Source organism: Neoroseomonas eburnea (genome assembly GCF_018129005.1).
Lineage (GTDB): Bacteria > Pseudomonadota > Alphaproteobacteria > Acetobacterales > Acetobacteraceae > Neoroseomonas > Neoroseomonas eburnea.
In genome coordinates this window covers 49268-64584 of sequence record NZ_JAAEDL010000022.1, presented here as the reverse complement: position 1 = coordinate 64584, position 15317 = coordinate 49268, and the positions used below count along the sequence as shown (strand labels likewise).

Here is a 15317-nt window from a genome sequence, read left to right as displayed (position 1 = left end):
CATCTGGACAGCCGGGGTCATGGCGCACGTCACGATCCCGGCTGAAGACCCCTTCATCGCCTACACCGGCGATGGCGTCACCGTCGCCTTCCCGGTGCCGTTCACCTTCTTCGACGCGGCGGACATCACCGTCTACCTGGACGGCGTCGAGCAGGGCTCGGGCTATTCGGTCTCGGGCGATCCGCTCGACGGCGGCTTCCAGGACGGGACCGTCACCTTCGTCTCGGCGCCTGGCGCCGGGGTGGCGGTGGTGCTGGTGCGCCGGCTCGACGTCGAGCGCGTGACCGATTTCCCCTACCCGTCCCAGGTCCTCGACATCCAGAGCCTGAACAGCGAGCTGGACCGCCTCGTGGCGATGCTCCAGGGCATCGGCCTGGACAGCCGCCGCGCGCTGCGCGTGCCGGCGTCGGAGATCACGGTCAACGAACTGCCGGGGCGGGCAGCCCGGGCGAATAAGGTCCTGGCCTTCGACGGCGATGGGCAGCCGATCGGCCTGACCGTCAGCCTCGGCGGCGACATCAGCCAGGGCCTGATCGAGCAGATCATCAACAACGCGCTGGCGAACGTCTTCCCGCCCGGCATCATCGTCGCCTGGTCGGGCTCGGTCGGCAGCATTCCGGCGGGCTGGGCGCTCTGCGACGGCACCAACGGCACGCCGAACCTAGGCAACCGCTTCGTGCTCGGGGCCGGCACTGGTCTCTACCCGGCGCCTCACACGATCGGGGGCGATTTCAGCGGCATCACCAGCGCGGCGGGCGCGCACAACCACGGCGGCAGCACCGGCTCCCACACCCTGACGACGGGCGAAATCCCGGCGCACTCGCATGGCGTGACCGACCCGCAGCACACGCACGGCGGCAGCGGTGTCGCCTTCACGCCCACCGCCGCGGACGGCCTGGCCGGGCTGGAATACGGGACCGTCGAGGTCGCTGGGGAGGGCTGGACCTGGAGCACCAGCGGCGCGATCAACCCCGCCGCGACCGGGATCAGCATCCAGAATGCCGGCGGCGGCGGCGGCCATGCCCACACCATCCCGACGCAGGGCGATCACGCCCATACGATCCCGATCGTCCCGCCCTACTACGCCCTCTGCTACATCATGCGCATCGGGGCCTGGACCGGCGGCGGGGGGGAGTGGATCGTCAAGCCGGAGGTGATCCAGTTCGCCGTCTCCGACGAGACGACGGAGATCACGGACGGCCCCGCGAAGATCACCTTCCGTATGCCCTTCGCGATGACGCTTCAGGCGGTGCGCGCGAGCCTCGGCGTGGCCAGCACCAGCGGCGCCGTCACGATCGACATCAACCAGAACGGGGCGTCCATCCTCTCGACGCTGCTGACCATCGACGAGGGCGAGAAGACGAGCACGACGGCAGCCACGCCCGCCGCCATCGGCACGACGGCGCTGGCCGACGACGCCGAGATCACCATCGACATCGACGCAGCGGGGGCCGATGCGGCCGGCCTGAAGGTTGCGCTGATCGGCGTGCGCGTCTAATGGCCTGGCTGATCAACCCGTATCGGTTCGGTGCGTCCAGTCCGCCCGGTGCGCCTGGCTTCGTCGGCTACGCGATGGCAACGTTGAATGTCGGCCTCGGCGCGGGCAACACGACGGTGCCCCTGACGGCCCTGACCGGCGGCATCGGCTCCGCGCCCGTCGCCGGTGATCTCGTCGTGGTGCTCGCCGGCGAGGGGGTGGCGAAGTCGGCGGCGTTGACGGGCGGGGGGCACCACGCGACTGGCGACAGTACAGGCGCCTATGCCCTTGCGGAAGGATCGCCGATCCAAAGCGGCGAGCCGGCCGGTGCGGGGCTCACGAACGCCAGAGCGCAGTTGTCCGTCAGCTATGCGGTTATGGGCAGCACGCCGGATACCGAGGTGGTGCTGCCCTACATCGGGTCGGAATTCGCGTGCGGCACCGCCCACGTGCTCGTGTGGCGCGGCATGGACCCGGCGACGCCGCTCGACGCGGTGCCGGTCGCGTCCAATCTGCCGGACAGCCGCCTGCCTGATCCTGCCGCCATCACACCCGTTACGCCCGGTGCGATCATCCTCGCCGCCGCGGCGGTCGGTCAGCGCAATGATGATCTGGTCCAGACTTACACGCACCCTGATCTACCGGACACGCTGCAGCATCGCGCGAGCGGAGGCGGCACCATCGAGGTGACGCTGGCCGGCTGGACTGTGTGGCCGGGGTCTGGCGCCTACGATCCGGGCGCCTGGGTGTATCCGCTGGGCGACCACGCAAGCGCCTCATGGGCTGCGGTCACGCTCGCCCTGCGGCCTGGCTGAGGGCGGGCCGGGGCGTAGCGGCATGAACGGCGCGAGAACATGGCGGGCCGGACTGCCCCGATAGTGCACTACTTCGAGGCGGATGTTCCCGATTTGGCCTGAACCATCCTGAACTTCGATCTTCGCGAAACGCAAGCTTTCTCTAGGGAAAACCTAGTGTCCATGGTCCTCGCCTGCGCCCTCGGCGAGGACGTAGGTGATGGAGCAGTAAGGGCAAGTGACCTCGCGGTCCTCGATGTGCAGCCAGATGCGCGGATGACCCAGGCCGGAAGCGGCCTCCCCGTCGCAGGCGACCTTGCGGGAGGTCACCTCGACCCGCTGGTCGGGGGTGAGCCCGGCCACGGGCTTCGGGGCATATCCGGTCATCTGGGGGTCGCGCATGGGGGTCCTCTCGCCAGGGCGCGCACCATAGTCGCGGCGGGCGTGGTGGACCAGCCTGGAGGGCGGTACCATCTCCGGCGACGATGATCCGCCTGGGGCATGATGGACGACGGAAGGGCTGGGGGAGGGTGAAGCTCCCCCAGACCCCCTCCCTTTTCTGTCACTTGGAGACTGACCTCAGTCGCCAGCTCCCAAGGGACAAGGACGGGAGGGGGATCGGGGGAGGTTCGCCTCGCCCTGCCTTCCCCCGTCGCGCCCTTCTCGCCGCCCTGGGCACGGCCGCCTGCACCCCGGCCCGCGCCCCGATGGGGCCGCCCGTCGCCACCCCCTCCCTCTTCGGCGATGTCCTGGTCATGGCCGACGGCGCCCGCCTGCCCCTGCATGCCTGGCTGCCGCCAAGCCCGCCGCGCGCCGTCGTGGTCGGCCTGCACGGCATGAACGAGCACGCCCGCGCCTTCCTGCAGGATGCGGCGCCCTGGTTCGCCAACGAGGGCGTCGCCCTCTACGGCTACGACCAGCGCGGCTTCGGGGGCGCGCCCCATCGCGGCATCTGGGCCGGGCACGAGACCATGGCCGCCGACGCCACCGAGGCTGCCCGCCTGATCCGCGCCCGCCATCCCGGCCTGCCGCTGGTGATGATGGGGGAAAGCATGGGCGGCGCGGTGCTCCTGGTGGCGGGCGGCTCTGCCAACCCGCCGCCGGCGGATGGCCATGTGCTGCTCGCCCCGGCCGTGGTGGGGCGGGACAGCCTCGGCTGGTTCGCGCGCAACATGCTCGACGTCATGGTCACGCTGGTGCCGATGATGGGCTTCGCGAATTCCGCGCCCGGCTTCCAACCGACCGACAACATCGCCGCCTGGCAGCGCTGGTCGAGCGACCCGCTGCTGATCCGCCATACCCGCGTCGATGCACTTGCCGGCCTGGTGGACCTGATGGACGCGGCGGTGGCGGCGGCGCCGCGCTTCCGTGGGCCGGCATTGCTGCTCTATGGCGGGCGGGACCGGCTGGTGCCCGCGGCGCCGACCCGGCGGCTGGTCGCCACCCTGCCCGAGCCCGCCCGCCAACGCGTCGGCTTCTACCCGGACGGCTACCACATGATGCTGCGCGACATGCGGGGGGACCGCGTGGCGCGTGACATCACCGCCTGGGCCGTGGACCGGCAGGTGGCGCTACCCTCCGGCGCCGAGGCCGCGGCGCGGACCTGGCTGGCGGCGTGACGGGACGCGCGCCGCCCTTCCTCGGCCATGACGGCGCGATCACCCTGGCGGCGGCGCTGCTCGCAGCATTGCTGACGGCGGGGCTGGCGCCGCTCGCCGCGACCCTGGCCGTGCTGCGGACGGCGCGGCGCGCGGGCGTGGAACCCGGCGCGGCGCCGGCTCGCATCCTGGTGCTCGGCCATCGCCTGCTGCCGGGCGGCGCGCCCTCGCCCGACTTCATCGCGCGGCTGGCCCGGGCGCTGGCCCTCGCGAAGGCGCATCCCGGCGCAGGCGTGGTGGTGCTGGGCGGGCGCGCCGCCCCCGGCACGCCGAGCGAGGCCGAGGCCGGGCGGGACTGGCTGGCCGCGCGGGGGCTCGATGCCGCGCGCATCGGCCTCGAGACCCGGTCCCGCCATACGCTCGAGAACCTGCGCAACCACCGCGACGCGCCCCCGGCCGCAGGGCCGGAGACGCTGGTGACCAGCCGCCTGCACCTGCATCGGGCCATGCTGATGGCACGCGGCCTCGGCCTCTCGCCCGCGCCGGTGGCGGCGGAGGACAACCTGCGCGTGGCGCTGCCCCGCCTGCTGGCGGAAGGCTTCATGGTCCATTGGTACGTGACCGGGAGGCTGCTCGCCCGCATGCTGCGGCGGCGGCGCTGGCTCGCGCGGATCGGCTGACCGGCGCCACGCGCCGGGACTTGCGGCGCGGCCCTGCGCGAGGCCAACACGCTGATGACGGTCGGCGGAATGGCTCGCCGCCATCAGGCCGCGGCTCGCGCGCCGCCCGCACCGTGGCGCGCAGGACAGCAGGAGGAAGACGGATGCAACGAAGGTGCCTGCTCCGCACGGCGCCGGTCCTGGCGATGGCGGGCGCGTTCGGCCTCTCGGGCTGCACGCGGCCGGTCTACAACGTGGAAAGCCGCAGCTTCGTCGACAGCGGAACGCCGGAGGCCCGCCGCAACCAGATCCTGCGCGCCGGCGCCGGCCTGGGCTGGGAGATGGAACCGGTCCGCCCGGGCCTGGTCCGCGCCACCCTGCGCCTGCGCGGCCATGTCGCGGTGACCGAAGTCTTCTACACTGCCGACAGCTTCTCCATCCGCCACGCGGACAGCACGAACCTGCAATACGACGGGACCAGCATCCACAAGAACTACAATGGCTGGATCGAGAACCTGGAACGCGCGATCATCCGGCAGCCGCCGGTGTAACCGGTCCGGAAGGCGGCACCTTCGTCAGCCCCTCCGGCCGCAGGCGATAGCCGAAGCGGTAGGCGAGGGACAGCGCGTAGAAGGCACCCTTGAACGCCAGTACCGGCAACTGGCGGTTGGCATTGGCGTGCACGTCGCCCGCCAGCAGGCTGACCAGGCCTTCCCGCATGCGGAAACGGTTGCGCGGCTCCATGAACATGTCGCGCAGCACCGGCGTGTTGATGCGGTAGATCAGCCAGGACAGCGATCCGATGGCGCGCTTCACCTTGCGCTCGAAAGCCTTCGCCATGCCCGCCGCGCGCGCCGGGTCGTCGAGCCAGGCGTCGGCGACCTCCGCCCCCATCTCCGCGCTCGCCATCGCCAGCAGCACGCCGGAGGAGAAGACCGGGTCGATGAAGGCATAGGCGTCGCCCGCCATCAGCCATCCGTCGCCGTGCATCACCCTGGACGCGTAGGAGTAGTTGCCGGTGGTGGTGACGTCCGAGATCAGTTCCGCCCCCTCGATCCGCCGCGCGACGGAAGGGACGGACCGCAGCGTCTCCATCAGGAAGGGCTCCACCGGCCCGCGCCGGCGCTTGAAGAAGCCGGGATTGCTGACGACGCCGATGCTCATCACCTCGTCCGGCAGCGGGATCATCCAGAACCAGCCATGGTCGAAGAGATGGATGGTGATGTTGCCGTCCTCATGCTCCCCGAACGGCGCGACGCCACGGAAATGACCATAGATGGCGGCGGTGTTGTTGTGCGGGTTGCGCGCCTTGCTGCCCATGGCGGTGGCGAGCAGCGTGTCGCGGCCGGAGGCGTCGATGACGTAGCGCGCGCGGAAGGCGTGCATCGCGCCGTCCTCCCCGCGCGCCGTCACCAGGTGCCCGCCCCGCGCATCGAGCGTGACGTCGAGCACGCGCACCCCCTCGCGCGCATCGGCGCCGGCCGCCAGCGCGCGGCGGAACAGGATCTCGTCGAACTGCGACCGCCGCACCTGGTAGGCGTAGGTGTAGTCCTGGTTCAGCCCGGCGGCGAAGGAGAAGGCGGTGTGCTTGCCGTGCTCGTCCGAGACGAAGCGCGCGCCGGGCTTGTGGACGCCGATCGCCGCGATCTCGTCCTGCACGCCGAGCCGTTCGAAGATGCGCAGGTTGAGCGGCAGCAGGCTCTCGCCGATGTGGAAGCGCGGATGGCGGTCCTTCTCCAGGGCCACGACGCGCCGGCCCTTCTCCGCGAGCAGCGTTGCCGCGGTGGCGCCGGCGGGCCCGCCGCCGATGATGAGCACGTCACAGGCGGTCTCGCCCTGGAGGGCGGCGGAATCGAGCGGCATGGCCTAGGTCCCGACGCGGTTGGACGGTAAGGTGCGCGACCATTCCAGCCGCATTCCCGTGACCGACGCAACCGCAACGGCGCCCGCCAGGCTCGCCGTCGTCATCCCAGCCTTCCAGGAAGCGGCAACCATCAGGGCCGTGGTCGCGCGCGTCCGCGCCACGCTGCCCGATGCGCCGCTGCTGGTGGTGGATGACGGCTCGACCGACGGCACCGCCACGCTGGCTGCGGCGGCCGGGGCCGAGGTGGTGGCAATGTCGGGAAACCAGGGCAAGGGCGCGGCGCTCCGGCGTGGCATGACCGAGGCGCTGGCGCGCGGCGCCGCCTTCGTCGCCACCCTGGACGGGGACGGCCAGCACCGGCCGGAGGATCTGCCGCGGTTGCTCGCCCTGGCGCGGCCCGACCGCATCGTGATCGGGTCCCGCCGCCACGCCTCCGGACAGCCCGAGGCCCGGCGGCGGGCCAACCGCATCGCGGATTTCTGGATCTCCTGGGCCGCCGGGCATGCGGTGGCGGACAGCCAGTCCGGCCTTCGCATCTATCCGGCGGCGGCACTGGCCGGACTCGCGCATTACGAAGGCCGCGCGCGCCGCTTCTCCTTCGAAAGCGAGATCCTGATCGACGCCGCCCGCGCCGGCATCACCACCGTCGCGGCCGACATCCCCGCCCTCTACGGCGCGACCCTGCGCCGCCCCAGTCATTTCAGACCCGTTGCGGACATCGCCCGCATCGTCATGATGGTGGCGGGCAAGCTGCTCGCGCGCGGGATGGACCCCGCGGGGCTGCGCCGCAGCCTGGCCGGGCTGCGACGACTGGAAGGGGAAGGACGCGATGATCCACCGTCGTGACGCGCTGCGCCGCAGCCTGCCGGTCCTGGTTGCGCTGGGGGGCGGCATCGGCCTCGGCGCCTGCCGCCAGCAGCCGATCTACGAAAGCACCGGGGGCCAGTTCCCGGGCCGCGGCAACATGGCGGAGCGCGAGGCGCTGATCCGCCGCGCCGCCGCCGCGGTGGGCGGCTGGCAGATCCAGGCGGTGCGGTCCGGCCTGCTGCGTGGCACCAACACCTGGCGCAGCCACCAGATGACGGTGGATATCGCCTTCGACATCCGCAGCTTCACGATCCGCTACGTCAACAGCCTGAACCTCGATTACGACGGGGTGCAGATCCACCAAGCCTACAACGACCGTGTGCGGGCGCTGGAAGCTGCGATCCTGCGCGGCGGCTGACCGCTACGCCATCCCCCCGTTGATCGAAACCGTCTGCCCCGTGATGTAGGCCGCGCGGTCGGAGCAGAGGAAGGCGACCAGTTCCGCCACCTCCTCCGGCAGTCCGAGGCGCCGCGCCGGGACGATCCGCTTCACCATGTCTGCCGGCACCGCCGCCGCAACCGCGGGGCTTTCGATCAGGCCCGGCGCCACCGCGTTCACCGTCACGCCCCGCGGCGCGCATTCCAGCGACAGCGACCGCACCGCGCCGATCAGCCCGGCCTTGGCGGCGGCGTAGTTCGCCTGGCCGCGATTGCCCATGATGGCGGAGACCGAGGACATCGCCACGATCCGCCCGCGCCGCGTACCCATCATCGGCAGCAGCAGCGGCCGCGCGACATGGAAGAAGCCATCCAGCGAGACCGCCAGCACGCGCCGCCACTGCGCCTCGCTCATGCCGGCCAACGGCACGTCCTCATGCGTGCCGGCATTGTGCACCAGGAGTTGGATCGGGCCGTCGTGAAGCAGCGCCTCGCAGGCGATGCGCGACGCGTCATGGTCGGCGATGTCGAAGGCAATGCTGCTGCCACCGATCTCGGCGGCGAGAGCCGCGGCGCGGTCGGCATTGGCGTGGGCGTGGACGATCACGTCATGGCCGTCGCGTGCCAGGGCACGGCTGATGGCCGCACCGATCGGGCTCGCGCCGCCGGTGACGAGGGCGCGGGTCATCGCGGGAAGATCGGGGGCAAGGGAACGTCTCCATGGACCGGGCCCCCATCGGCGTCGCCGCGCAACGCCCATGGGACCGGAACCCCCCAACCGTCCCTGGCTCCTGGAGGCTGCCCCCCGAGATCGGCTCCGAAAAGGAAAGGCACGGGAGCGCTTGGGGTTCCCGGACCGGGGGAGGTTCCCCGCCCCGGCGCTTCCACGTCGCACATCATGCCAGCACCACCGTCGCCCGTCCGCCCAACAGCCTGCGGCCATCGCCGTCGATGGTGAAGCGATAGATGAATCCCCGGCTCTCCCGCGCCATCGCCGTGGCCGCGACCGCCAACTCCCCCACCACGTCGTCGAGCCGGTCCGTGCCGATCTCCACGCCCGACAGCGCCGCGACGAAGCCTCGCCCCTGCGGCGCGCCCTGGGTCAGGGCGCCGTGCAGCGCCATCGCCTGCAGCGCGTATTCCGCGCCGCAGATCGCCGGCAGCATCCCGTCCCGCCGCAGCGGATTGGCAGCGTCGCTATGCGTCGCGGAAGAGCACAGGATGCCCTCCGCATCGCAGGCCTCCACGCGGTCGAGCAGGCACATCGCGCCCTGGTGCGGGATGAGGCGCGCGATCGCCTCCCGCGACGCCGGCAGCGTGCTCACCCCAGCACCGTGACGGAAAGGCTCGCATCATCGAGCATCGGCAGCAGCATCCCGCCGTGCCTGCCTGCCGCCAGCGCCGACAGCAACGGCAGGGCGCGCGCCACCGGGTTGCCGTCGTGCAGCGTGCCGAGCCCCGGCGGCAGCGTCGGCGCGGCGGGTGCAGGCAGCTCGCACGGTTCGATCCGCAACGCGCCACGGCGCGCCCCTCCCGGCGCCAGCACCAGGGCGAGCGCGAAGGACTCGCTGGTCGGTCGCAGCGCGCCGAGCGGCGGCGGCAGCGGCACGTCGTGCGCGACGAACAGCACCTTCTCCCCACCCGCCACGACCTGCGCCGCCGCGTGCAGCAGCCCCGTCGCGAAGACGCCGTCATACCCACCGAGGCTGACCGAGGGCCGCGAGGACCCCACCGCGATGCCCCAATACCCCGCCGCCGCGTTGTGCACCGAGTTGTGGAACTGCGTCGGCGATATCGCGCCGTCCGGCGTGTGGAGCGCCTCGAGGATCGAGGTGATGACCTGCCCCTCTCCATTCGAGGAGGCGAAGACGGTGTCGAGCTCCTCCGGCGGCGCCCCGCTGTCCTGCACCGCCTCCGCCGCCACGGCGAGCGCGAGGCGCACGGAAGGCCCGGTCCGGCGCCGCTCGGTCGGCGGCAGCAGGGTGGGCGCCGGCGGGGTGAGCGGCGCCGGCGCGTAGGGCGCCTGGCCGGCCAGCACCGGAGCGGCCTGCGCCCAGCCCGCCAGCCCCGGCCCGAGCAGCCCGATCCCGGCGATGCCGACCAGCAGCGTCATGGGATACGCCCGATCACCAGCGCGCAGTTGCTGCCGCCGAAGCCGAAGGAATTGGACAACGCGCGATCGACGCGCGTCGCGCGGTTCTCCACCACGACGCCCGAGACGAAGGAAGGGTCCGGCCGCGCCAGGCCGAGACAGCCGGGCACCAGCCCCGCCTGGATGCAGACCGCGGCGACCGCCGCCTCCAGCGCGCCGGAGGCACCCAGCGTATGTCCGGTCCAACCCTTGGTGGAGGAACATGGCACCGCATCGCCGAAAAGGCGCGCGATGGCGCGATCCTCCATCGCATCGTTCGCGCGCGTGCCGGTGCCGTGCATGTTCACGTAGTCGATCGCGGCCGGTGCGATGCCCGCGCTGTCCAGCGCCGCGCGCATCGCCGTCACCGCGCCGAGCCCCTCCGGATGCGGCGACGACATGTGGTGCCCGTCGGAGGAAGCGCCGACGCCGAGCAGCCCGATCCGCCCGGCATCCTCCGGCCCGGCCCGTTCCAGCAGCGCGAAGGCCGCGGCCTCCCCGATCGAGATGCCGTCGCGATCCTCGGCGCAGGGGCGCGTCGGCCCCTTCGCGAGCAGTTCCAGCGAGGCGAAGCCGTGCAGCGTCAGCCGGCACAGCGTGTCCGCCCCGCCGACGATGGCGGCATCGGCGACGCCCGCCGCGATCAGCGTCGCCGCATCGAGGAAGGCCCGCGCGCCCGAGGTGCAGGCGGTGGAGATCGGGATGCACGGGCCCCGCAGGCCCAGGCGCGCCCGCACGTAGCGCGGCAGCGCATGGAGATCGTGGGTCCGCGCGAAGTCGTAGGGCGGCAAGGCGCCGTCCTGCCCGCGCCGCGCCCAGGCCTGCTCGGTCTCCTCGATGCCGGAGGTCGAGGTGCCGAGCACCACCGCGATGCGCCCCGCCCCATGGCGCGCGACCGCCGCCGCCACCGCCTCCATGAAGCCGTCCTGCCGCAGCGCGAGCTCGGCCAGGCGCGTGTTGCGGCAGGCGAAGGCGGCGAGCGGCGCGGGCGGCTGCAATGCCTCGGCCTCCCGCACGCGGCCGACCCAGACGCCATCGGGCATGCCCGGCAGGTCGCAGGGCGCGAGCCCGGCGCGGCGGCTGGCCAGCGTTTCGTGCATCGCCGCGAGGCCCGTGCCCATCGCGCTGGTCGCGGTGATCGCCGTGATGCGAAGGGGACGCATGCGCCTCAGCCTTGTGCGCCCCGCCCTGGCGCCAGGGCGCAGGCCAGGAGGAAGGCGGCCGCCACGCCGACGGTGACGGTCAGCCCCGTGGCGTGCAGCACGGGTGTGCGGCAGAGCGCGAGAAGCCCGAAGGTGAGCAGCGTCGTGACCATGCAGGTGATGACCGACCCCAACGCCCGCGCCGCCTCCTCTGCGGATTCCTTCCCCGGACGGGCCGTGGCCCGCGTATTCGCAAGAAACAGCGCATAGTCCATGCCGACGCCGGCCAGCAAGAGCGCAGCGGTCAGGTGGAAGACCGAGATCCTCTCCCCCAGGGCGGCGAGCACCGCGAAGGTCAGCAGCAGCGCGCCGCCCAGCGCAGCGGCGATGCGCAACCCGCCGGCCAAGCCCCGCCCGGCGCCGAGCAGTACCAGCACCAGCACGCCACCCACCGACGCCCAGCGCAGTGCGGCGCCGGTGGCCTCGGCGAGCAGCGCCTCGGTCTCCGCCTTGATGTCGACGACCAGCAGGCCCGGCACGGCGGCGGCCGTCGCGCGCAAGGCTGCCATGTCATGGATCTCGGCGGGCAGCAGCACGGCACGCCAGCCGCCCTCCTCCGCCCGCAGCAGCGGCGTCAGGCGGGCCGACAGCAGCGGCGCGGCGGCGAGATCCGCCGGCGTCAGCGGCGGCTGCGACCGGGCCTGCCCGACCTGCTCGAGGAAGGGCGCGAAGGCGGTGGCGCGGAAGGGCAGGCCCTCGCGCACCGCCTCCAGCCGCGCCGCCAGGCTCGCCGCATCAGGCAGGGCGGCAAGCCGCGCGTGCTGGGTCGCGGCACTGGGCAGGTAGCGTGCCGGATGGTCCAGGCCACCGATCGCGCCTGCGGCGACCAGCGGCGCCAGCGCCTCGGCCGCCCGTTCGGCGCCGCGTAGCGCGCCTTCCGCATCTGCCGCGCGCACCGACAGCGCCACCCGCACGTCCGGAGCGCCGACCTGGTGGCGCAGCTTCTCATCGAGGTCGCGCACCGCCTCCGGCACCGGGCTCAGCGCCGCCAGATCGCGTTCCGTCCGCGGTCCGCCGGCCATCGCCAGCGCGGCCGCAACGGCGGCGATCAGCACGATCACCGCCCTGCGCCGTGCCGGCAGGCGCAGCAGCACATGCGCCAGCCGTTCGGGCAGCGGTCGCACCGGCAGGCCTTCCGCCGGCAGCAGCGCCGGCAGCAGGTAGCGCGTGGCGAGCGCGGCCACGATCAGCCCCGTCGCCGCGAAGAGCCCGAGCTGCGCGAGGCCGGGAAAGCCCGAGGCCAGCATCGGCGTCAGCCCCGCCACCGCCGCCGCGACCGCCAGCCGCAGCGTCGGCCAGATGCGCCGCGCTGCCTCCCGCAGCGTCTCCTCCGACGCGCGGCCGGTGATCAGCAGGATGGGATAGTCGTCCACCACCCCGAGCATGGTCATGCCGAAGCCGAGCGCCGCGCCGTGAACATGCCCGAACACCGCATCGACGACGGCGAGCGCGGCCAGCGTCCCGGCCGAGAGCGGCACCGCCACCACCGCCAGCATCAGCGGCGAGCGGTAGCGCCAGATCAGGAAGGCGCCGACCAGGACGGAGGACAGCATCGAGACCAGCTTCACGTCGGCGCGCACCGCCGCCGCCGCCTCCGCCGCAAACACGCCGGGGCCGGACAGCAGCAGCCGCGCCCCCGCCGGCGGCGAGGCCTCCGCGAAGGCGGCCCGGAACGCCGCCGCCGCGGCGGCCTGCGCCCCGGTGTCCAGCCCGGCGGCGCGGGACTGCGCCAGCAGCAGCGCGCGCGGGCCCTCCGCCATCCAGACGCCGTGTTCCGTCGCGACATGCGCATCGGCCGTCCAGCCGCGCACCAGCGCGAGGAAGGCGCCGGTGGGATCGGCGAAGCCGTAGCGGCGCACCAGCGGCGCGGCGGAGGACCGCAGCCCGTCGAGCACCGCTTCCAGCGACCGGCGCAGCGAATCCTCGGTGAAGGCCTCCGGCGTCGTGGCGGGGGACAGCGCGTAGCGATGCGCGAACAGCAGCGCCGCCTCGCCATCCTCCATGCGCGGCGCACCGTTCGCCACCAGCGCGAACAGCCCGCTCGCCTCCACCCGCGCGGCCATGGCGCGCGAGATCCGCGCGAGGTCCGGCGCCGCCGCGCCCTCGATACCGGCGATCAGCAGGGTCGTCGCCGCGCCGCTGCGCAGCTCCCGCAGCAGGAAGGCGGCTTCCTCCGTCTTCGGCGTCGGAAGGAAGTCGGCGATGTCGCCCCGCAATTCCACCTGGCGCAGCAGCAGCGGAAAGGCCAGCGCCAGCACGGCCAGCGCGGCGAAAAGCGCGGCGAAACGCCTCATCGCGTGGACGAGATCGCCATGCGGGCGCGCCCGTCGCGCATCTGCGTCTCCATCACCAGGATGGCGGCGCCCTCGCCTTCCAGGATGATGCGCTGCACCGCCGCGCGCACGCGCACGGAACGCGGCGTCAGCACCATCCGCCAGCGCGCGCGGCTGCCGGAAAAGGCCACCTCGTGATGCTCGCGCAGCGTGGCGAGGTCGCCGGCGAGGGTGGCGCGGATCGCCTCCACCACCGGCCGGATCTCGGGCATGGCGTCGAGTGCCAGCACCTCCCGGCTGCCGCGCGCGGGGTGTTCCAGCACGAGGCTGTCGCCCTCCGCCAGGAAGCGCTCCTCGACCGGTTCGATCGTGTGCTTCTCCATCCGGTCCGGCGCACGCCAGGCGAGCACGCCGCGCGAGGTCAGCGGGCGATCGAGTTCCGGGATCTCCCGCTCCTCGGTGAAGGTCGCGCGGCTCTCGCGCACGGCGGCCAACGCCGCCATCAGTTCGCGCAGCAGATCGGGGCCCTGAGCGGCCAGGGGAAGCGCGAGGAGGATGCGGCGGCAGAAGGTCAGGGGAGGAGAACCTCCCCCGAACCCCCTTCCTTCTTTGGTCACAGGAAAGGAGGGGGGGTTCGGGGGGAGTTCCCTCCCCCCGACCTTCATCCACCGCCGCCTCAAGACCCCTTCCCCCAGAACTCGTAGAAGTTGAACCAATTGTACGGATAGGCCCGGCACACCTCGCCGAGCCGCGTGGCATAGCGTTCCAGCCAGCCGCGCAGCGCCGCCTCCCGCGTTTCCCGCGGCAGGTCGATGGCATCCGCGAAGGGTTCGAAGCACAGCTTGTAGCGCCGCGGGCCGAGCCACAGGCCGAAGCCCAGCACCACGGGCGCGTGCAGGATCGCCGCCAGCGTCATCGGCCCGCCTGGAAACGGCGCCTGCGCGCCGAGGAAAGCGACCGCCAGCATCCGGTCGCCCCGTGGCGCGCGGTCGGCCAGCAGCCCCACCACCCCGCCGCGTTCCAGCACCTCCCGCGCCGCCAGCATCGCCTCGGGCCGGCCGAGCGGGATGATCGAGGCGGCGCGCGCCGGATCCAGGCTGTCGAACAGCGCATCCGCCGCGCCGGCATTCCCGGTGTGCATGAGCATGCGCACCTCGACCGGCGCGCCGGCGCCGCCTACCGCGCGCAGCGCCTCAAAGGAGCCCATATGCGCGCCGAGCAGCACCAGCCCCTGCCCGCGCGCGGCGGCGGCACGCAGGATCTCGAGCCCTTCGACCTCCACCCGGTAGCCGCGCCGCCGCCCGGTCAGCAGGAAGACGCGGTCGAGCATGGTCGAGGCGAAGCAGAAATACAGCCGCCACAGGTCCTGCCACCGCGCCGCACGCCCGAGCGCACGCGCCAGGTACCGCCGCACCGCGCGCGTCTGCGCCGCCGGTGAGGTCGCGAGGAAGAACAGCGTGACGGGGTAGAGCAGCGCATGGCCCACCGGCCAGCCGAGGCCAAGCGCGAGGCGCGCCATCAGGCGCAACGCGGCGGCGCTGCCGCGCTCGGGCATCGCGGCCCAGGCGGTGGTGCCGGTCATGCCGCGAAGGCCATCTCTCCCGCCGCGACCGGCCGGCCCGCCACCTCGCAGGCGAAGCCGACGCGGCCAGGAGCGAGCCGCGTCAGCGCCACCCGGACCTCCTGCCCCGGCAGCACGGGTGCGGCGAATTTCGCGCGCGGCACGGCCCGCACCGGCGCAAGACCGAAGGCCGCGCGCACCGCCGCGGCGACCTGGTCCAGCAGCACCACGCCCGGCACCACGGGATGGCCCGGGAAATGGCCGGGCAGGCTAGGGTGCGTCAGCGGCACGGTGAAGCATGCGCGATGCACGGCCGGCGCCGGCGCCGCCTCGGGGCGCCCGGGGGCGGGGCCGTGGCTGGGGTCGGTGGCCATGGCGCTGTCTAGATCAGATCCCGGTCAGGCGAAATCATCCGATCCGATGAAAATGCGGGCCGAAACAAGACGCTGAAGCGATTGCGGCGCACCGGGCGCAACGGGTCCGCGCCGGCACCTTCCGCCCGTTCGGGCCGCG

General features: G+C 73.0%; 17 protein-coding genes. 7 read left to right on the top strand and 10 right to left on the bottom strand.

Features of this window, described 5'->3' with window-relative positions:
- The first annotated feature begins 19 nt into the window (after positions 1-19).
- Positions 20-1498, top strand: coding sequence for a hypothetical protein (locus GXW74_RS19790; protein ID WP_211848274.1), 1479 nt, complete (start codon positions 20-22; stop codon positions 1496-1498).
- Positions 1498-2292, top strand: coding sequence for a hypothetical protein (locus tag GXW74_RS19785; protein ID WP_211848273.1), 795 nt, complete (start codon positions 1498-1500; stop codon positions 2290-2292). Before GXW74_RS19790 ends, GXW74_RS19785 begins: the two co-directional genes overlap by 1 nt.
- A gap of 153 nt (positions 2293-2445) precedes the next feature.
- On the opposite strand, the gene GXW74_RS19780 is transcribed toward GXW74_RS19785, so the two are convergent.
- A complete protein-coding gene (locus GXW74_RS19780; RefSeq protein WP_211848272.1) occupies positions 2446-2673 on the bottom strand; it encodes a zinc-finger domain-containing protein in 228 nt (75 codons plus the stop codon).
- Between the two features lie 353 nt (positions 2674-3026).
- On the opposite strand from GXW74_RS19780, the gene GXW74_RS19775 reads away from it, so the two are divergent.
- From GXW74_RS19775 to GXW74_RS19765, 3 genes are all read left to right on the top strand, one after another.
- A complete protein-coding gene (locus GXW74_RS19775; protein WP_211848271.1) occupies positions 3027-3890 on the top strand; it encodes an alpha/beta fold hydrolase in 864 nt (287 codons plus the stop codon).
- Positions 3887-4549 carry a YdcF family protein gene (locus GXW74_RS19770; RefSeq protein WP_211848270.1) on the top strand — a complete coding sequence of 221 codons (663 nt, stop codon included), beginning with the start codon at positions 3887-3889 and terminating at the stop codon, positions 4547-4549. Before GXW74_RS19775 ends, GXW74_RS19770 begins: the two co-directional genes overlap by 4 nt.
- 143 nt (positions 4550-4692) lie before the next feature.
- Positions 4693-5079, top strand: a complete 387-nt coding sequence (locus GXW74_RS19765; protein ID WP_211848269.1) for a hypothetical protein — start codon at positions 4693-4695, stop codon at positions 5077-5079.
- Here GXW74_RS19765 and GXW74_RS19760 read toward each other — a convergent pair.
- Positions 5057-6391 (bottom strand): NAD(P)/FAD-dependent oxidoreductase, encoded by a 1335-nt coding sequence (locus GXW74_RS19760; RefSeq protein ID WP_211848268.1) that lies wholly within the window; start codon positions 6389-6391, stop codon positions 5057-5059. The two genes, GXW74_RS19765 and GXW74_RS19760, sit on opposite strands and share 23 nt — an antisense overlap.
- 31 nt (positions 6392-6422) lie before the next feature.
- On the opposite strand from GXW74_RS19760, the gene GXW74_RS19755 reads away from it, so the two are divergent.
- Together GXW74_RS19755 and GXW74_RS19750 are read left to right on the top strand one after the other, a co-directional pair.
- Positions 6423-7238, top strand: coding sequence for a glycosyltransferase family 2 protein (locus tag GXW74_RS19755; protein WP_211848267.1), 816 nt, complete (start codon positions 6423-6425; stop codon positions 7236-7238).
- On the top strand, positions 7222-7617 hold the full coding sequence (locus tag GXW74_RS19750; RefSeq protein ID WP_211848266.1) for a hypothetical protein: 396 nt from the start codon (positions 7222-7224) through the stop codon (positions 7615-7617). Before GXW74_RS19755 ends, GXW74_RS19750 begins: the two co-directional genes overlap by 17 nt.
- Positions 7618-7620: 3 nt before the next feature.
- On the opposite strand, the gene fabG is transcribed toward GXW74_RS19750, so the two are convergent.
- From fabG to GXW74_RS19710, 8 genes are all read right to left on the bottom strand, one after another.
- Positions 7621-8325 carry a 3-oxoacyl-ACP reductase FabG gene (gene fabG, locus GXW74_RS19745; protein WP_211848265.1) on the bottom strand — a complete coding sequence of 235 codons (705 nt, stop codon included), beginning with the start codon at positions 8323-8325 and terminating at the stop codon, positions 7621-7623.
- 208 nt (positions 8326-8533) lie between these two features.
- Complete coding sequence (locus GXW74_RS19740) at positions 8534-8962, bottom strand: phosphotransferase (RefSeq protein WP_211848264.1); 429 nt, start codon at positions 8960-8962, stop codon at positions 8534-8536.
- Complete coding sequence (locus GXW74_RS19735) at positions 8959-9750, bottom strand: beta-ketoacyl synthase chain length factor (protein ID WP_211848263.1); 792 nt, start codon at positions 9748-9750, stop codon at positions 8959-8961. Before GXW74_RS19735 ends, GXW74_RS19740 begins: the two co-directional genes overlap by 4 nt.
- The gene (locus GXW74_RS19730; protein ID WP_211848262.1) at positions 9747-10931 is read right to left on the bottom strand and encodes a beta-ketoacyl-[acyl-carrier-protein] synthase family protein; all 1185 of its coding nucleotides are present in this window, start codon (positions 10929-10931) and stop codon (positions 9747-9749) included. The genes GXW74_RS19735 and GXW74_RS19730 overlap by 4 nt, the downstream gene beginning before the upstream one ends.
- 5 nt (positions 10932-10936) lie before the next feature.
- The gene (locus GXW74_RS19725) at positions 10937-13264 is read right to left on the bottom strand and encodes an MMPL family transporter (protein ID WP_211848261.1); all 2328 of its coding nucleotides are present in this window, start codon (positions 13262-13264) and stop codon (positions 10937-10939) included.
- A complete protein-coding gene (locus GXW74_RS19720) occupies positions 13261-13746 on the bottom strand; it encodes a LolA-related protein (protein ID WP_211848260.1) in 486 nt (161 codons plus the stop codon). The genes GXW74_RS19725 and GXW74_RS19720 overlap by 4 nt, the downstream gene beginning before the upstream one ends.
- Positions 13747-13919: 173 nt before the next feature.
- On the bottom strand, positions 13920-14825 hold the full coding sequence (locus tag GXW74_RS19715) for an acyltransferase (RefSeq protein WP_211848259.1): 906 nt from the start codon (positions 14823-14825) through the stop codon (positions 13920-13922).
- Positions 14822-15178, bottom strand: a complete 357-nt coding sequence (locus GXW74_RS19710) for a hypothetical protein (protein ID WP_211848258.1) — start codon at positions 15176-15178, stop codon at positions 14822-14824. Before GXW74_RS19710 ends, GXW74_RS19715 begins: the two co-directional genes overlap by 4 nt.
- Between the last annotated feature and the right edge of the window lie 139 nt (positions 15179-15317).